Genomic DNA, 16567 nt, shown 5'->3' on the forward strand with positions numbered 1-16567 from the left:
CTATTTCACCTTTAAAATTAAACCATATCGACGAATACTCCTATTAAAAACTCGGCCGCAAACGACCGAGTTTAGAAGAGCCCAAGCTGATCTGAATTTGTCTCTTTTCGATCTAACTCGAGCAACTGGTTTTGAACATATTTACGAATGCTTCCTTCATTTGCATTACCAATTGTTTCAACAAAGTAACTTTGAGTCCAAAGCTTACTTCCCCAAAAATAACGTCTTTTGATATCTGGATAGCATTTGAGAAATTCTCGGGCTGAGATGCTTTTGATAACCTGTATTATATGACTTGGTGATATCTTAGGCTCACTTCTCACCACCATATGAATATGATCTTTTGGGATTTCTAATCCTACAATATCAATGTCGTAATCAAAACCGACTTTATGAATAATCCTTTTCATCATTTCGCGGTAAGGTTCAGAGAATACTTTTCGTCGATACTTTGGTATCCACACAAAGTGATACATGAGCCTGACCAAAACTCGGCACTCAATGCATTAGATATTCAGCAAGACTCAATTCACAGATAGGGGGATTTGTATTGGTACAAGCAATTGATTTACTTGCACTCATTATGCTATTTCGCGATACTTTCACAGACTAGTATTCTGGATGTTAATATGAATAAATGGATAGGAATAGAAGAGTTTGTTGCAACCATTAAAACAGGTTCCTTATCTCAAGCCGCCATCGACTTGAGCACTTCAAAATCAAACGTCAGCAAAAAGATAGCCCAATTAGAAACACGCCTTAACACTAAATTGGTGTATCGACATAAACAAAAAATTGCCCTCACTTCAATAGGGAAAATATATTTTGAGCAAGCTATGACATTACTCGATGCCCTCAATCAGGCCGATGCAAGGGTGAGTAATGAGCAAGACCTTATGGTCGGTGAAATCAAGTTACTCGTCCCACCAGGCGTAACCGAATCTGTCTTAATTCCTATCATGCACAACTTTCGTCTACAATATCCACAAGTCACTTTTTCTTTCATTTCAAGCGTAAAATCAAGTTGTTTGTTAGAAAATCAAGCCGATTTAGCTTTCCGATATTCGCAGACTATCGAAGAACATTTAATTGCAAGACCTTTATTTAGCAGCACATATCGCCTCTGTGCTAGCCCTGAATTTATTCATAGACACGGACATCCACAGCACCCTAATGCATTAGCGAGCCTAGACTGCCTCAATTATGCAAGTCAGCTCACCACACAGGCTGCACAATGGACTTTTCAGCATCATAGTAGCTTAGAAAAGGTAACGGTCTCGCCTAAAACCGTTTTGCAATCCAATAGTGTCGATAGTCTCGTTAAACTATGTCAATTAGGGAGCGGGATCTTATATTGCTCAAATATTTTTGTGCAGCAAGCCCTTAACGAACACAGTTTACACTCACTGTTAGATGACTGGATTAACGAAAGTAATCAATTATGGTTAGTTTATGTCGACAGGCAAGCTCAGAGTAAACGGGTTAAAACCTTCATTGCATATACGCTCTCTCAAATGCATTTATTGGGGCTTTAGTTTCAGCCAATATGACAATGATGCGGCAGAGTGTCATGGGGATCATTCTAACTGTCTCACCTCTTTTGCTGACGTGTATAATCTTCTAGCGACTTAGTGGCATTTGTCTCAAATACTTCATTAAGCACGTCAATTGCCTGTATTCGATCGACTCGAAAGTGTCGATAGGCTTCTCTCAGTTCACACCAAGCCACTAAGGTCCATATGCTCTCGCCTGAAAAATGCCCCCAAAAAATCTGCCCCAAAGGCTGCAAACAACGAGTCGTCACACGTTCATTCGCATCAATATAATGCACCTTGACCTTTAAATAACCATCGATAGCATGCCGTAAGGTTTTGCTGATATGCGCAGTATTGGATTTAACAAAGCCCTCTGGCACCACGAAAGTGAAGCTTTCCACTTGCTGCTTTAATCTATCGGGTAATATTGATACTAATTTATTGGACGCACTCTTGGCAGCAGTGGCAAGCTCATCATCGGACCAAGCCCTTACCATACGCATGCCAAGCTCTAAGGCAACTAATTCTTGATCGGTAAACATCAAAGGCGGCAAGTGTGAGCCCGATTGCAATAAGTAACCCACACCCGCCTCACCTTCAATGGGCACGCCAGTGTTCAACAAAGATTGAATATCACGGTAAATAGTGCGCTCGCTGACCGCGAGTTCAGCCGCTAACGCCGCCGCAGTGACCGCATAACGTTTTGAACGTAATAATGTCAATAATGCCAATAATCGTTCTGATTTCGTCACAGCTCAGCTCCACGGCTTTCTTGAAAATGTTATTGATACTTTTCGGCTAACGCCGACATTTTGATCTCTTGATGCTCAATATTAATGGTTTTGGGATCAATCAATGCCATAAAGGCTTGGCAATCCGGGTGTGCTTTAAACTGCTCACACGCTTTCATGGCACTGTCCATACTGTCCCAATAAATGACATCTGTCCACGTTTGAGAGTCTAAATGATAGCTCAAGGAGCGGTATTGAAAGCCATCAAGCGTTGCAATAAAAGTTTGACTGCATTGGGTGGCTGTGACGAGATCCGCTTCCGTCGTCCCCGGAAGCACAGTAAAACATACGATTTCAATGACACTGTTCATCTTTTTTTCCTTGTATTGTTGATTCTGCTTGCTATAAACAGAATACAAAGAAAGACTGTCAGGATCTGTCAGTAGTGATGAGAAATAGCAAATGCTTACTCAATCAATTTTAGTTAGCCATTACAGATGTAAAATTGGAAAGCTTAAAGCATGCTTATTGATAATGGCTTTTTATATCATCGATAATTATCAGTCTAAAGTTATGTCTGAAGGGAGCAATCAAGTACAACAACCTCAATGCTTCCTTTATCAGATCCATGAATTAATCCTTTTAAAGAATCTTGCATTTCTTTAGCAGTTGTTGGTTACACAATACCGTTGAAGGTTTAGGAATACTTCCTTTTCGATGATCACCGAACCAAAAAACGGCAAATATCCCATATCCACTGGCCATAGGATCAATTGTATATTGCTTTTTTTACTGTGACAGAATTGCCTCCCATACTTTTGGGTGTATGTCTCTTTTAAGTTCCAATGGAAGTTAAAAAAAAGCTATTTTGTACCACAATATCTGCAAGTTTGTGGTTTTTCATATCAACTTCTCGTTTGGCGCACAATGCCAGAGCAGACAGTTTAGGCCTTAAAATATCGATTAATCTATCGCGACATAAATCCTCTACATCTGGTTCGATCATCCCCCTAACACCATGCCTCCAAAAGCGTTTATGAAGATCAATATTGGAACCTGTAAGCTCATCTTGAATAGAAATTAAGTGTCAGATAAAGTTAGACTAGAACAGAGTCTTTTTTAATTAGTAATAATAGCCTAAAAGTGACTTAATGATATTAAGTTCACCCATTTAATAATTCCAAAAAACACACCATATTATAAAAAACCAAACTAATTACTGGTTAAAAATAATAAATACCTAACATTTTTAATGTAATTTATTACAAAAAAATATCAATTATTTGATAATCACCTTACCAACAAATTCAAAATAAACAAATTTTCTTATAACATAATAGGTATGTTTTAAATGATGTCAGCCTAGATACAAGACTAAAGTTTAGATGAATGAATATATCAACAAATTTATAATCCCTATTACAATCAATATTACAGACATTAAACACAACCTTTTTTATACACATCAACAAGAAAATACAAAGCTTGTTTCCTTTAAGACTATTTTTTCTTGTGACATTATTACAGAGTCATAATTAATGAAATTGCTAGTTGAATTTTTTCATCGACATTTAAAAAAATACGTTCCTATTGTTTTCCTATTATTTATTATACCTTGTAAAGGGAATGATATTGAAAACAAAAGCTGCCAACAAGAAGAAGTTTCCTCTAACCCAGTTACCGGCAAAACATCAAACTCTATGAGTAATATAGGGTTTGGTATTAATAATTACTTTAGTGTTAAACAATCTGTTTATTTCCATGGAGTGTTAAAAAGTAACAAAAAAGATGATGTCACCTTTTCGCTTGATGTTAACTCACGAGCCAAATATGGCAGTTTTAAAATTATTGATACAAAAACAGGTCTATTTGAATATCTAGCCACACAGCATCAAGGTACCGAAAATCTCCTTTATCAAGTAGAAAGTGACGGAAGATCAGAATTATTCAACTTAGTGATTGAAATTGACGCAGGCGATCCTCTTTATCAGTATCAATGGCATTTACATAATACAGGGCAAAATAACTTTGCTCAAAAAGGTGGAACTGCAGGCGAGGATATGAATCTCAATGAAGCAATAGCCCAAGGTTTTCACGGACAAGGAGTCACAGTTGCAGTTATTGATGGTGAGATCGACATCTCTCATCCCAACTTACAAAACAATGTAATATCAGGAGGCTCGTTAAACCTTGTCACGGGAAGCAACGATCCTACATCACATGACGCATCAAATTCACATGGCACAGCCGTGGCAGGGATTATTGCAGCTGAAGGTTGGAATAATATTGGCGGCCGTGGCGTGGCACCTAAAGCCAATATTATTGGCTTCAACTATCTCGACAGTAATCAAACGTTCACTGACTTCTTACTCAGTCATGGTAAAGGAGAGCAAAGCAAGCATGCTCAAATTTTTAATCAGAGTTATGTTAGTGTGCAGCCTTTTCCAACAAACATTAATCATGCTGAGGATGAGGTATACAAAGAAATAACAACTCAATCATTTTCAGGCAGAGGCAGTTTGTTCATTCAAGGTGCTGGTAACTCTTTTACTCATATCCGCACTGACGATGCAGAACTGAGCCCTGCAACTGAAAAATCAAATTATGGTTTACCCTTTCACAATGCCAACATGACCCCATCCGCCACTAATTTTTATAACCTCACTGTCAGTGGACTCAACGCTAAGGGACAACGCAGTAGTTACAGTAGTGTTGGTGCAAATATCTTTGTGAGCGCACCAGCTGGCGAATATGGCGTCACACAACCTGCCATTTTAACGACAGATCAACAAGGCTGTCAGAGCGGATATTCTAATAGATTTGCACAACTGGACTTATTGACACCCTTTGACGATGGGAGTCATCCACTAAACAGTGACTGTGATTATACCGCACACATGAATGGTACATCTGCCGCAGCCCCTAATGTCAGCGGAGCAATCGCCGTCATTTGGGGGGCCAATCCATCATTAACGTGGCGTGATATTCGTCATGTACTCGCCTCAACAGCAACACAAGTGGATAAAAACATTCAACCAATAACAATACAAATTGATCCAACTGGTCATAATGATACCTATATTGCGATCCCTGGCTGGACCACTAATGCCGCAGGTTTTCACTTTCATGATTTTTATGGCTTCGGTCGCGTAAATGTCAGCGATGCTGTGGCAATGGCAATAAATTATCAAGAAGATCTAGGACAATATCGTGTATCTGACTGGAACACTGTTTGGAATATTGATAAAAAAATTCTAGATGGCGATATTAATGGTGTCAGTAGTACCATTGATGTAGATGATGATTGGCTTATTGAAGGTGTACAAATTAAATTAACCGCAAAACACTGGCGTCTCCCCGATCTAGCAGTAGAGCTCATTTCCCCCTCTGGAACAAGAAGTGTCATCATGACACCATATAATGGTTATGTTTATCAAGGTGATAGTTATGATTTTGATTCATATATTAATGGCTATGAAGAGACGCCAATGTTATCAAATGCATTCTACGGAGAGTCTACTAAGGGAAAATGGACCCTCAGACTCATTGACGTGAATAATGGTGACTTATATACCAGAGTGGACAAACACGAACCAAGATTTTTAGATCATGTTTGGGATTACCTCTTCGGCGGTACAATGGAATATTTCCCCAATGAAGATAATGGCAAATTCAGGCATTGGTCTATTCGCTTTCATGGCCATAAATCAACTAGCATCTAGAGTCGATTGAAATTGTTATCCATTCACCTATTAAGAAATATAATGAAAAAATTGATAAAAACATTAGCTTTTCTCACCACTATAATAACATTCATGCTTGCTGCAGATGAAGTGGATACCACACCCAATACACATTTTTTGTCTACAGGTAAACTAAAAGCGGAATATGAAGCCGACCGTTTAAGTGCATTTACTGTCAACGAACAAGGTACACTGCCTAAAACCATCAATAAAAATAGCCAACAATCTGATACCCGTTTACTGACCATCAAAGACACAGTATTAACAGGTAACCTAATAATAAAATTAAAAAAAGATGTCAGCAGTACGGAGTTCTTATTCCAATATGATATCGAGCCTGAATGGGAAAGTAATCAATTGCTCCTCGCCTTTGTTCCACAACATACAAATTTAATTGACTTTTTTTCTCTCCGCGATCAAATAAAACAAGATAGCAATGTTATATGGGTACAAGTCGATAAAACAAAAAGGCATCATATTGCCAACTAAGTCAATTTATCGAATAAAGTAGCATCAACAAAATAGCCTGTATTGCATTAATCAGGCTGTTTTGTTACACCTACTCTTCAATGGCGAACCCAACTCGCAAGTGCAACACCGACTCTCTTTTCTAAACCCAAGTGTGTCGGTTATTATGCCAATCTACGTTTATCTTGTTTGCGATAAACAGCTGTTATAAAACCTTGTTATAACCAGCTGTTATAGAAAGCTATTGCAAACAGCATACAAAAAAAGCCTGTCAACTATCTTGAAAAACTCAGTGTCAGTAGTGATTCCATAGGGATAGTAGAGAAATGAGGTTAATGGCTAGAACTTAGTACTCATCAAATCCAATTAAGCACTATCAAGCCAACGATGACAATTACCCGCGCCTTGCCGTCGCTTTCGAGCTAAATGAGCACAATAAGCATCTAATTCTTGTAAGCTGCCAACAGGGCCTTTAAATAAACGCATAAATTCTGTGGCCAGTTTCAACCAATTTTCTGAAGGAATATTAAGTCTATTGAGAATGGGTATGGCTAACTCACTGATAGCTCGGCGCTTGTCATCTCGACTCTCATTGTAAATAATTAGGCCTGTTTCATCCACTAATTGTAAATAATCATCCAAATGAAATGCTAATCCTTTAGGCATTTCTCGCCTTTCATTACCTACAAACGCTATTAAATTGGTGGGTTGCTCACCTTTTAACGCCGCCTTTATTCGCCTTTTAATACTCGTAAAATCTGAATCTTCAGGTGTCTTCGTCATTTTGGCGCGGATAGGATTCAAATCCACATAGGCCATACAAGCCAGCACTGCCGCTTCATCCAATAATGCCTGAGATTTAAAGCGGCCTTCCCAAAAACGGCCGCTGCATTTATCTTCTCGATTTGCCTTTCTTGCAATGGGCTCATTCAATGCCCGCATAAACCAGCTCATATCGCTTAACCGACCCCGATACTCTGCTATTGATTTAGATAATAAAATCGTTTCAACATCGTCCAGTGACACGCCTTTAATAAACTTTCGAGTTATATCGGTACCGTTAAATAACTGATGCCAGCGCTGAACCACTTCCAGCTCAGACCAAGCATTCGCCTCATAAATATCGACACACAATACTAAATGCAGATGATTCGACATCACAGCATAAGCACAAATATCAATGGCAAAGACTCGCCCAAGTTCAAGAATACGTTCTTCAACCCACTCTCGTCGATGTTCATAAGATTGACCCGTATAGTCATCCTTACCGCACAAATAGGCTCGCCTAACGCAACGAGAAATACAATGATAATAGGGCGTATCCTCAATGCTCACAATGGCTTTTCTTGCAGTTGGCATTTCATAACCCAGTCTTTCCAATCAATAATAAAAGCCTATTTTATGAACGGTGAATGAGCAAATAATTCTGGGTGTCTTAGTTGTTTTATTAGTTGTTTTAGTTGTTATTCTATAACCAGCTGTTATAGAAAGTTGTTGCAAACAGCATACAAAGAAAGCCTGTCAGGACCTGTCAGTAGTGTTTAAATAGGAATAGTCAGTAGTGATGATTTTGTAGGGATAGTCAGGAGGAATAGTAAAGTACCGCTAACAGCGCGATAGCGAATGCCGATTGAGCCTAATGGACTGTATTCATCTCGACTTGATCTGACGTTCTTATTTATGTTGAGTGACCGTTGTAGCATGACTGATTTTTGAAATTTTTACGTAATGAGACTAAATTTTGGGCAGAAATTACTGAGCTTTTGAAATCTAAACCACAGACTTCAAATAAGTTGAGTTAGGGCAAAGTCAACAGACTCAGTGGCTATACAACGCCGTATTTGCATGTTAGTCGAAGTAGAGGGAAGCAGTCGTCTTCCATCACGCCCTTCTAGTAATTGTGAACTGTCGATTTTTCCAGTGAGTTCCTAAGCTTTTCAAGGATGAAGCTCAGATTAAGTGACTTTAACCTACAAACACCTGACTTAGTAAGCTCACCTTTTACTGTCATTCCTTCGAAGTCAGCTTCAAACTTAATGCTATCGATCTGGTAACGTTTATCAGAAATCAGCTCTGCAAAAGCCTCTCGGACATCAGCGGTACCAGAAACAGCTATTTTTGCTGTTGAGTTCAAGGAAGTACGAATGCCATACGAAGATATCTGGATAATTTTTAAATTGTCAGCCTCCTCCTCAATAAGCCCCAACCAGCGCTCAGGAGCTACATTTAACTCAGATAAAACTAACCCAAGACCAGTCAGGCCATGAAGCTTATTGGAAAACTTCCTCAGCGAGCGTGGAGGCTCCGAAATATACATAAAGCTTGATTCAGCGATCCAGTTGAACTGACACGTGTAGTAGTTAATTGACTCGATCTCGGAAATCCTACCAAAGGGATCTTCTACTGCGTTTGTCAGGATTACTTTCTCAATGTATTTACCTACAAGCTTTGTAGATGTCGAAGCGGAAAGCAAAAAGCCAGAGCCAGAACTCTCTGTATATTGATGTTCTTTCATTAATGCTGAAAGCTCACCAAGAGGAATTGGGATCTCTGAATATAGCCACTTTGCTTTCATCATTTGTTATACTCCATATTTATTGACAGCCATCTTCAATGCTTTTTCCGATGCATCCCTAAGCTTCAAATTATATTTGTCGTTCTCATGTGGTGACGCCCCCTTCCTAGTCACATTATACTCAACGGTACGGCTGTTGTATGGGTATAAACCTCTTACCGTATACATGAATTCAGTGCATGAATCAGGCTCCCCAAATTGTGCTTCAAATTCTACTTTAGGTCCTTCAAACGATTTATCTACAGCGGTCCAAATTATTCTATATATGTAAAACCCACGAGTATGTAGTTGATTAAACTCCGTAGACTCAAGAACTCCCTCTCCAGCCAAAGCAGCCTTATTTATATAGGATGCCAGCCTTGCTTCAGCTCCTTCCTCTTCAAACTCGTTCAGTAATCCCTGCTCTAAATGATAAACGTCTACACTGGATACATTATCGAACTCAAAACCATCGACATTTCTAATCAAGAAGTCAAAGAACTGGCTTCGTATTGCTGCATCAGGCAAGGATTCAAGAGAAATGCAAAACTCCTCGAGCTCCTCACCACTATCCTTGATTACCTGTGTCTTCAGGGCTGTTTTAAGTTGCTCAGTAATCTCCTTCGCCTTTTTCGTTGATGGAAGCTTCATGACCACTCCATCTTTACCTTTCTCAATCTGTATCTCACAGGTTTTGACGGTACGTTGTCGAAGCTCTGTCTTGGTGAAGTCTTGATCAACGTAGGTAACTGTTAACGTCGTTTTATTTCCCGACTTGGTCACTTTGACAGAATCATCGCCATGAGCAGATAAATTAGCTTTTACTACAGAGCAAGCTCCAGTTATCTGCTTATCTTCAACATCTCCTTTGAGGTTGGAATGAGTAGTTTTGTCTTTGCGATTAGGGTTTTCCAAAAGCCTTCCAACCCACTTGATGTCAGTATAGCTCAATGTTAAAGAGCAAACTTTCTCAATCAGTTCCTGTTTTGAAGCTCCTAGAGCAACAAGGATCCCCCTCTTACGGAGAAAAATAAGAAGCTCGCCTTGGGTGACCTTCTTATGCTGAAGAGCATCAAAGATGTTCTTGTCAGTAGGGATATAAATCGATGGACCAGCATTAACTTTAGACATCTTCGCGCATTCCTATTTCCATTGGGTTGAAGCTTTTAGTGAAGTTTGTTATGCGCTGTACCTCCAAGCTATCCATCTGCCTCCTACGCCCCTCATCATCTCCCCACATCTTCAAGTACTCATACTTGGCTTTTTCGAAGTTTGCATTTGCATTACCAGAAGCAGCAGTGAATCGAACTCGTATTGAGTAGTCACTGCTAAACATCTGGTAGTGAGACATTGCGTCTATCAGATAGATAAACTCATCTACTGTTTCGCCACTTTCATGGTAATAGATGATGAAACCGCCCTTAAACGCAAGCCCACCACGATGCTTGATAATCAACCAAGGAGATGTGAGAGCTTCAATAGTGGCGGGCTTATCCCACTCATCACCACACCGGCGAGCGCGAATAAGATCCGGATAAAAGAATGTGTACTCGTTTTGGCCAGGAAAAATGTCTTCGGCTTTCAGCATCTTCATGTCACTAACGACATCACATAGCCTTCGAATCAGATCAGGCCCTACAACTACTAACTCATTCCCATCAGCAACAACAACCTCTTTTAACTCAACTTTTTCAAGCTCAACCTGAAAATCCTTGTCATACTCACTGTCATGGTTGTAGATAAAAAGCATACCAGACACTTCACCAAAGCCTACATTATTCAAGAGGAATTTGTTTTGCCAACTATCACTGATGTTGGCGCACTCGACAGACATAGCCAGTGTTTTCAATGCTCGAGTAATACTGCTTCTGGTGATGCTTCCAGCTGCGTAGCTTTTCAAATCTGTATTGAGGTACTGGGTTTGCCCTGTGTAAGGGTCTTCATAGTAAAACACCACGTCTGATGGGTGAGTGTTCTTTCCATGATGATCTGATTCACAACTCCAGTCTTCATCTTTGGGGGCACAAGTTCCCCATTTAAACCACTTGAAGATGTCTTTAGAAACCAACTTAGCTAGAGTTTCTATATTTCCTGTTTCCGACATTACTCTTCCTTATTTGGCGAAATATGAGGTATGACAACTACAACTTTTAATATAAGTCAATTATATTACAGCAAAAAAACCTGAGCAATCGTTAAAAAAACACTTTTCTCAACCCAGCAGTAAAGCTGTATACTCTTCCCCCTTCAATTCAGATAATAAGTGCGATATTTTATAGGACTATGTTTATTACTAATTGGAGCTTTAGATAGCGTAGAGGTATAACTAATATATCCCGCAATATGACTTGAAAGCAGCACGTACTACGCAATATGAATGGATAACTTTTTGTAGGACAAAATCGCATAAACAAGATGTCAATGAGTAATTACACTAACTTACAATCACATGAATTAATTAGATCAATCTTCCAGATCTGATTAAACCTTGAAGTAAACATTTAGCTAAAGAGTAACTTATTCTGTAACAGTCATTGATATCAATAGGGAAGCCAATAAAATATAAATCGAAGAAACACCCTGCTTGTGCTTTTAAGATCCCCACCGGAGTAACTTTAACTTTTCGATAAAAAATATTGTGATTGAGACAGGATGTCGAAAATAGCCTTAGTTGAGCCAAGGACGGCGAATATGAGACGATAAATATTTTTATCCATCAAAAATTGAAGTGCTTCTACTCCGTATGTGCGTCATGATGGATATTGGAGGGCGAAGGCCATAATAATGGCCTCTCTGAGTGAGAGATAAGGACATCGAACTGGCTTTTGGATAGGGATATACTTAGGACGAGCAGTCCTTCTTGCCCCAGTGTGGATGGGAATCCACGACCTTAGCCTGCCGCAGGCAATTAATTACCATGAAAGTACGGCGAATATACACATATTATTAATACCAAATAAATTCGCTCATCGCACAATAAAAAATGTGATTGACCTTCATTTGAAAGTAAGCCACATTTTGGGCATAAAAAAAGGCCGAGCATTGCTCGACCTTTTTTAGAATGAATTCCTAGTTACTCAGCGACTTCAACGTCAGCTTCAGCAACATCAGCACGACCTACTAGTTCAATATACGCCATAGGCGCTTTATCACCAGTACGTAAACCGCACTTAAGGATACGGGTGTAACCGCCAGGACGTTCCTGGAAGCGTGGACCCAATTCATTAAATAGCTTACCTACGACTTCTGCGTCGCGAGTACGAGCAAACGCCAAACGACGATTTGCAACGCTATCACTTTTAGCAAGTGTTATCAGAGGCTCAACTACGCGACGCAGTTCTTTCGCTTTAGCTACAGTAGTTTTGATCACTTCGTGACGAACTAATGAGCTAGCCATGTTACGAAACATAGCTTGGCGATGACTGCTGTTACGGTTTAGTTGACGACCACTCTTACGATGGCGCATGACCTAATCCTTATTACCTAAATCTGTACAAATCTGGACTTAAAGGTCGTCTGCTAAACTGGCTGGAGGCCAGTTTTCTAGACGCATACCTAACGACAGTCCGCGAGACGCTAATACATCCTTAATTTCGGTAAGTGATTTCTTACCCAAGTTAGGTGTTTTAAGCAGCTCAACTTCAGTGCGCTGTACCAGATCTCCGATGTAATGAATCGCCTCGGCTTTCAAACAGTTAGCCGAACGTACAGTTAGCTCTAAATCGTCGACAGGACGCAACAGAATCGGATCGAACTCCGGCTTCTCTTCCTTCTCAACTACCTCAGTGACATCACGAAGTTCAACGAACGCATCTAGCTGTTCAGCTAAAATAGTGGCTGAGCGACGAATAGCTTCTTCAGGATCAAGAGTACCATTGGTAGTCATGTCGATCACAAGCTTGTCTAAGTCAGTACGCTGTTCAACACGAGCCGCTTCTACATTGTAGGCGATACGTGCAACAGGAGAAAACGAAGAATCCACCAACAAACGGCCGATAGGACGATCATCGTCTTCAGTTTGTGCGCGAGCTGATGCTGGCACATAACCGCGACCACGTTCTACACGGATCCGCATGCTGACATCATTATTACCTGTTAAATGACAGATAACATGGTCAGGATTCATGATAGTGACATCACCATCATGCGTGATATCTGCTGCAGTAACAGGGCCTGCGCCTGACTTACTTAACGTAAGCATAGCCTCGTCTTTCCCTTCGATCACAACAGCTAAACCTTTCAGGTTTAGAAGGATCTCAAGGATATCCTCTTGCACGCCTTCCTTGCTGCTGTATTCGTGCAGTACACCATCTATCTCTACTTCGGTAACCGCGCAGCCTGGCATTGACGACAATAGGATACGACGCAACGCGTTACCTAAAGTGTGTCCAAAGCCGCGTTCTAGAGGCTCCAGTGTCACTTTGGCACGTGTTGGATTAACCTGCTCGATATCAACGAGACGCGGTTTAAGAAATTCTGTAACAGAACCCTGCATTGTGTCCTCTCTTTTGTGTTAACTTTACTTAGAGTAAAGTTCGACGATCAGCTGTTCGTTAATATCCGCAGACAAATCACTACGCTCAGGAATGCGCTTGAAAGCACCTTCCATCTTAGTGGTATCTACTTCAACCCATGTTGGCTTTTCGCGCTGAGCCGACACTTCTAAAGCAGCCTTAATACGGGCTTGCTTCTGTGACTTCTCGCGAATGCTCACGACATCATTCGCAGACACTTTGAATGATGGAATGTTGACAACGCTGCCGTTAACCATAATAGACTTATGACTAACTAGCTGACGTGATTCAGCACGTGTAGCACCGAAACCCATACGATAAACAACGTTATCTAGACGAGTTTCCAAAAGTTGTAACAGGTTTTCACCTGTATTGCCTTTAATACGTGCAGCATCTTTGTAGTAGTTACGGAATTGCTTTTCTAGCACACCGTAAGTACGACGAACTTTTTGTTTCTCGCGTAGCTGAACGCCATACTCAGACAAACGGGTCTTACGAGCGCCGTGTTGTCCAGGTGCAGTTTCAAGCTTACACTTCGAATCAATTGCTCTCACACCGCTTTTTAGGAAAAGGTCTGTACCTTCTCTGCGGCTGAGCTTGAGCTTGGGACCCAAGTATCTTGCCATGTTCTTTCTCCAACTATCCTAATAATTGTGGCGTGTTATACGCGACGTTTCTTAGGAGGACGACAACCATTGTGAGGGATAGGCGTCACATCGGTAATATTGGTAATTTTATAACCAACCGAATTGAGTGCACGAATCGCTGATTCACGCCCTGGACCTGGACCCTTCACAAAAACCTCTAGGTTTTTAACACCGTAGTCCTGAGCAGCAGTACCTGCGCGCTCAGCAGCAACCTGTGCAGCAAACGGAGTAGATTTACGTGAACCACGGAAACCTGAACCACCTGATGTTGCCCAAGACAGTGCATTACCTTGACGATCGGTAATGGTGATGATTGTGTTGTTGAAAGACGCATGGATGTGCGCCATACCATCAGCAACCTGTTTACGTACGCGCTTACGCGGAGAACGTGACGGAACTTTAGCCATATTGGTTTACCTTCCCGTTACTTTCTGATTGGTTTACGTGGACCTTTACGCGTACGCGCATTGGTCTTAGTACGTTGCCCACGAAGGGGCAGGCTACGACGATGGCGAAGGCCACGGTAACAACCAAGGTCCATAAGACGCTTGATGTTCATGGAAACTTCACGACGTAAATCACCTTCTACAATGTAGTTGGCGACTTCTTCGCGTAGAGTATCAATTTGAGCTTCGCTCAATTCCTTGATCTTAGCATCTTCAGCGATTGAAGTAGCCGCGCAAATAGCTTGTGCGCGAGTACGACCAATGCCGTAGATAGCAGTCAATGCAATGACTGTGTGCTTTTGATCAGGAATGTTAATGCCAGCGATACGGGCCACTATGCACTCCTCAAGTTAAAGGTCATCTGTGAAAAGCCCGGTAGGATACTCGACAGACGACAATTTAGCAAATAATATTTGATCAGCCCGAACAGGGCTGACCAATTTTTTTTTAGCCTTGACGCTGTTTGTGTTTAGGTTCAACACAAATCACGCGAACAACGCCACTACGCTTTACGATCTTGCAATTACGGCAGATCTTCTTCACGGAAGCTCGAACTTTCATTACATCACTCCGTAAAAGCTAGCTTATCGACCAAAGCGATCTAAGTTCGCTTTGTTCACTAGGTTAGCTTTCTTCATTACAGAATCATATTGATGAGACATCATATGAGTCTGAACTTGAGCCATGAAGTCCATGATTACGACTACCATAATCAGTAGTGAAGTACCGCCAAAATAGAACTGTACTTTCCACGCAATTAACATGAACTCCGGAATTAAACAGATAAAGGTAATGTATAACGCGCCTGCTAATGTCAAACGAGTCATCACTTTATCAATGTAACGCGAAGTCTGTTCTCCAGGACGTATCCCGGGAATGAACGCACCACTCTTCTTCAAGTTATCTGCTGTTTCGCGTGGGTTAAACACCAACGCAGTATAGAAGAAACAGAAGAAAATGATTGCTGTCGCATATAATAATGAGTACAGCGGTTGTCCTGGTGACACAGCCAGTGAAAAATCACTTAACCATGACATGGACTCATTTTGACCAAACCACTGAGCCAGTGTGCCTGGGAACAAAATAATGCTGGACGCAAAAATAGGGGGAATCACACCCGCCATATTTAATTTAAGTGGTAAATGCGTACTTTGTGCGGCAAACACCTTACGGCCTTGCTGACGTTTTGCGTAATTAACAACGATACGACGTTGTCCACGCTCAACGAATACCACAAAGTATGTTACAGCGAAAACAATCACTGCAAGTAACAACAATACGAGTACATTCAAGTCGCCTTGACGCGCCTGTTCAGCCGTTTGGCCGATAGCAGATGGTAGACCGGCAACAATACCTGCGAAAATCAATATCGAGATACCATTCCCTATGCCTCTCTCGGTAATTTGCTCACCTAGCCACATCAGGAACATGGTTCCTGTCACTAGACTCACAACTGCTACAAAGTAAAAACTAAAGCCTAAGTTTACCACTAAACCTGGGACTAAGTTTGGTAACCCTGTCGCAATACCAATTGCCTGGAACGTGCCCAGAACCAAGGTACCGTACCTCGTATACTGACTGATTTTTTTCCGTCCAGACTCGCCTTCTTTCTTAAGCTCAGCGAGTGCAGGATGAACCACAGTCAATAATTGCATGATAATCGATGCCGAAATATACGGCATAATACCCAATGCAAAGATAGAAGCACGTTCAAGGGCACCACCTGAGAACATGTTAAACATGCCTAAGATGGTTCCCTTTTGCTGATTGAACAGCTCTGCTAATACAGCGGCGTCAATACCAGGAATCGGTACAAACGATCCCGCCCTAAAGACGATTATTGCACCAATCACGAACAGGAGGCGAGCTTTCAGTTCTGAGAGTCCACCCTTCGTGCTTTTTGTATCAAGTCCTGGTTTTGCCATCGAC

18 protein-coding genes are annotated in these 16567 nt (G+C 41.0%); 3 read left to right on the top strand and 15 right to left on the bottom strand.

What is annotated here, in order from left to right; all coding sequences use genetic code 11:
* Nucleotides 1–71: 71 nt before the first annotated feature.
* Nucleotides 72–476, bottom strand: a complete 405-nt coding sequence (tnpA, locus tag Q0779_RS13665; RefSeq protein WP_298773355.1) for an IS200/IS605 family transposase — start codon at nucleotides 474–476, stop codon at nucleotides 72–74.
* 153 nt (nucleotides 477–629) lie between these two features.
* On the opposite strand from tnpA, the gene Q0779_RS13670 reads away from it, so the two are divergent.
* Nucleotides 630–1535, top strand: coding sequence for a LysR family transcriptional regulator (locus tag Q0779_RS13670; protein WP_298773356.1), 906 nt, complete (start codon nucleotides 630–632; stop codon nucleotides 1533–1535).
* Nucleotides 1536–1591: 56 nt separating this feature from the next.
* On the opposite strand, the gene Q0779_RS13675 is transcribed toward Q0779_RS13670, so the two are convergent.
* The 3 genes from Q0779_RS13675 to Q0779_RS13685 form a co-directional block, all read right to left on the bottom strand.
* Nucleotides 1592–2287, bottom strand: a complete 696-nt coding sequence (locus Q0779_RS13675) for a YafY family protein (protein ID WP_298773358.1) — start codon at nucleotides 2285–2287, stop codon at nucleotides 1592–1594.
* A 29-nt stretch (nucleotides 2288–2316) separates the two neighbouring features.
* The gene (locus tag Q0779_RS13680) at nucleotides 2317–2637 is read right to left on the bottom strand and encodes a hypothetical protein (RefSeq protein ID WP_298773360.1); all 321 of its coding nucleotides are present in this window, start codon (nucleotides 2635–2637) and stop codon (nucleotides 2317–2319) included.
* A gap of 464 nt (nucleotides 2638–3101) precedes the next feature.
* Nucleotides 3102–3272 carry a hypothetical protein gene (locus Q0779_RS13685; RefSeq protein ID WP_298773361.1) on the bottom strand — a complete coding sequence of 57 codons (171 nt, stop codon included), beginning with the start codon at nucleotides 3270–3272 and terminating at the stop codon, nucleotides 3102–3104.
* A 532-nt stretch (nucleotides 3273–3804) separates the two neighbouring features.
* On the opposite strand from Q0779_RS13685, the gene Q0779_RS13690 reads away from it, so the two are divergent.
* Both Q0779_RS13690 and Q0779_RS13695 read left to right on the top strand, forming a co-directional pair.
* On the top strand, nucleotides 3805–5988 hold the full coding sequence (locus Q0779_RS13690) for a S8 family serine peptidase (protein ID WP_298773362.1): 2184 nt from the start codon (nucleotides 3805–3807) through the stop codon (nucleotides 5986–5988).
* A 42-nt stretch (nucleotides 5989–6030) separates the two neighbouring features.
* Entirely contained in the window at nucleotides 6031–6498 is a 468-nt protein-coding gene (locus Q0779_RS13695) for a hypothetical protein (protein WP_298773364.1), read from the top strand.
* A 345-nt stretch (nucleotides 6499–6843) separates the two neighbouring features.
* On the opposite strand, the gene Q0779_RS13700 is transcribed toward Q0779_RS13695, so the two are convergent.
* From Q0779_RS13700 to secY, 11 genes are all read right to left on the bottom strand, one after another.
* Nucleotides 6844–7836: a transposase gene (locus Q0779_RS13700; protein WP_298773365.1), complete on the bottom strand. Its 993-nt coding sequence runs from the start codon at nucleotides 7834–7836 to the stop codon at nucleotides 6844–6846.
* Between the two features lie 532 nt (nucleotides 7837–8368).
* Nucleotides 8369–9055 carry a hypothetical protein gene (locus Q0779_RS13705; protein WP_298773367.1) on the bottom strand — a complete coding sequence of 229 codons (687 nt, stop codon included), beginning with the start codon at nucleotides 9053–9055 and terminating at the stop codon, nucleotides 8369–8371.
* Nucleotides 9056–9058: 3 nt separating this feature from the next.
* Nucleotides 9059–10162 carry a hypothetical protein gene (locus tag Q0779_RS13710; RefSeq protein WP_298773368.1) on the bottom strand — a complete coding sequence of 368 codons (1104 nt, stop codon included), beginning with the start codon at nucleotides 10160–10162 and terminating at the stop codon, nucleotides 9059–9061.
* On the bottom strand, nucleotides 10155–11135 hold the full coding sequence (locus Q0779_RS13715; RefSeq protein WP_298773370.1) for a hypothetical protein: 981 nt from the start codon (nucleotides 11133–11135) through the stop codon (nucleotides 10155–10157). Before Q0779_RS13715 ends, Q0779_RS13710 begins: the two co-directional genes overlap by 8 nt.
* 969 nt (nucleotides 11136–12104) lie before the next feature.
* On the bottom strand, nucleotides 12105–12497 hold the full coding sequence (rplQ, locus tag Q0779_RS13720) for a 50S ribosomal protein L17 (RefSeq protein ID WP_298773372.1): 393 nt from the start codon (nucleotides 12495–12497) through the stop codon (nucleotides 12105–12107).
* Nucleotides 12498–12536: 39 nt separating this feature from the next.
* Nucleotides 12537–13526 (bottom strand): DNA-directed RNA polymerase subunit alpha, encoded by a 990-nt coding sequence (rpoA, locus tag Q0779_RS13725; protein WP_298773374.1) that lies wholly within the window; start codon nucleotides 13524–13526, stop codon nucleotides 12537–12539.
* A 24-nt stretch (nucleotides 13527–13550) separates the two neighbouring features.
* Nucleotides 13551–14171 (bottom strand): 30S ribosomal protein S4, encoded by a 621-nt coding sequence (rpsD, locus tag Q0779_RS13730; RefSeq protein WP_298773376.1) that lies wholly within the window; start codon nucleotides 14169–14171, stop codon nucleotides 13551–13553.
* Nucleotides 14172–14206: 35 nt separating this feature from the next.
* A complete protein-coding gene (gene rpsK, locus Q0779_RS13735) occupies nucleotides 14207–14599 on the bottom strand; it encodes a 30S ribosomal protein S11 (RefSeq protein WP_012153476.1) in 393 nt (130 codons plus the stop codon).
* Nucleotides 14600–14616: 17 nt separating this feature from the next.
* Nucleotides 14617–14973 carry a 30S ribosomal protein S13 gene (rpsM, locus tag Q0779_RS13740; protein WP_012153475.1) on the bottom strand — a complete coding sequence of 119 codons (357 nt, stop codon included), beginning with the start codon at nucleotides 14971–14973 and terminating at the stop codon, nucleotides 14617–14619.
* A 112-nt stretch (nucleotides 14974–15085) separates the two neighbouring features.
* On the bottom strand, nucleotides 15086–15199 hold the full coding sequence (rpmJ, locus tag Q0779_RS13745; protein WP_006083579.1) for a 50S ribosomal protein L36: 114 nt from the start codon (nucleotides 15197–15199) through the stop codon (nucleotides 15086–15088).
* 23 nt (nucleotides 15200–15222) lie between these two features.
* Nucleotides 15223–16563 (bottom strand): preprotein translocase subunit SecY, encoded by a 1341-nt coding sequence (secY, locus tag Q0779_RS13750; protein WP_298773385.1) that lies wholly within the window; start codon nucleotides 16561–16563, stop codon nucleotides 15223–15225.
* Between the last annotated feature and the right edge of the window lie 4 nt (nucleotides 16564–16567).

This window comes from uncultured Shewanella sp. (assembly GCF_947491715.1).
In the GTDB taxonomy this organism is placed as follows: Bacteria; Pseudomonadota; Gammaproteobacteria; order Enterobacterales; family Shewanellaceae; genus Shewanella.

Excerpts from the sequence above, each read along its gene's own strand:
- Q0779_RS13680 (WP_298773360.1), bottom strand. The coding sequence starts at position 2,637 with ATGAACAGTGTCATTGAAATCGTATGTTTTACTGTGCTTCCGGGGACG.
- rpsD (WP_298773376.1), bottom strand. The coding sequence starts at position 14,171 with ATGGCAAGATACTTGGGTCCCAAGCTCAAGCTCAGCCGCAGAGAAGGT.
- Q0779_RS13690 (WP_298773362.1), top strand. The coding sequence starts at position 3,805 with ATGAAATTGCTAGTTGAATTTTTTCATCGACATTTAAAAAAATACGTT.
- rplQ (WP_298773372.1), bottom strand. The coding sequence starts at position 12,497 with ATGCGCCATCGTAAGAGTGGTCGTCAACTAAACCGTAACAGCAGTCAT.
- rpoA (WP_298773374.1), bottom strand. The coding sequence starts at position 13,526 with ATGCAGGGTTCTGTTACAGAATTTCTTAAACCGCGTCTCGTTGATATC.
- Q0779_RS13715 (WP_298773370.1), bottom strand. The coding sequence starts at position 11,135 with ATGTCGGAAACAGGAAATATAGAAACTCTAGCTAAGTTGGTTTCTAAA.
- secY (WP_298773385.1), bottom strand. The coding sequence starts at position 16,563 with ATGGCAAAACCAGGACTTGATACAAAAAGCACGAAGGGTGGACTCTCA.
- rpmJ (WP_006083579.1), bottom strand. The coding sequence starts at position 15,199 with ATGAAAGTTCGAGCTTCCGTGAAGAAGATCTGCCGTAATTGCAAGATC.
- Q0779_RS13700 (WP_298773365.1), bottom strand. The coding sequence starts at position 7,836 with ATGCCAACTGCAAGAAAAGCCATTGTGAGCATTGAGGATACGCCCTAT.
- Q0779_RS13695 (WP_298773364.1), top strand. The coding sequence starts at position 6,031 with ATGAAAAAATTGATAAAAACATTAGCTTTTCTCACCACTATAATAACA.
- Q0779_RS13710 (WP_298773368.1), bottom strand. The coding sequence starts at position 10,162 with ATGTCTAAAGTTAATGCTGGTCCATCGATTTATATCCCTACTGACAAG.
- Q0779_RS13685 (WP_298773361.1), bottom strand. The coding sequence starts at position 3,272 with ATGATCGAACCAGATGTAGAGGATTTATGTCGCGATAGATTAATCGAT.
- Q0779_RS13705 (WP_298773367.1), bottom strand. The coding sequence starts at position 9,055 with ATGATGAAAGCAAAGTGGCTATATTCAGAGATCCCAATTCCTCTTGGT.
- rpsK (WP_012153476.1), bottom strand. The coding sequence starts at position 14,599 with ATGGCTAAAGTTCCGTCACGTTCTCCGCGTAAGCGCGTACGTAAACAG.
- Q0779_RS13670 (WP_298773356.1), top strand. The coding sequence starts at position 630 with ATGAATAAATGGATAGGAATAGAAGAGTTTGTTGCAACCATTAAAACA.
- tnpA (WP_298773355.1), bottom strand. The coding sequence starts at position 476 with ATGTATCACTTTGTGTGGATACCAAAGTATCGACGAAAAGTATTCTCT.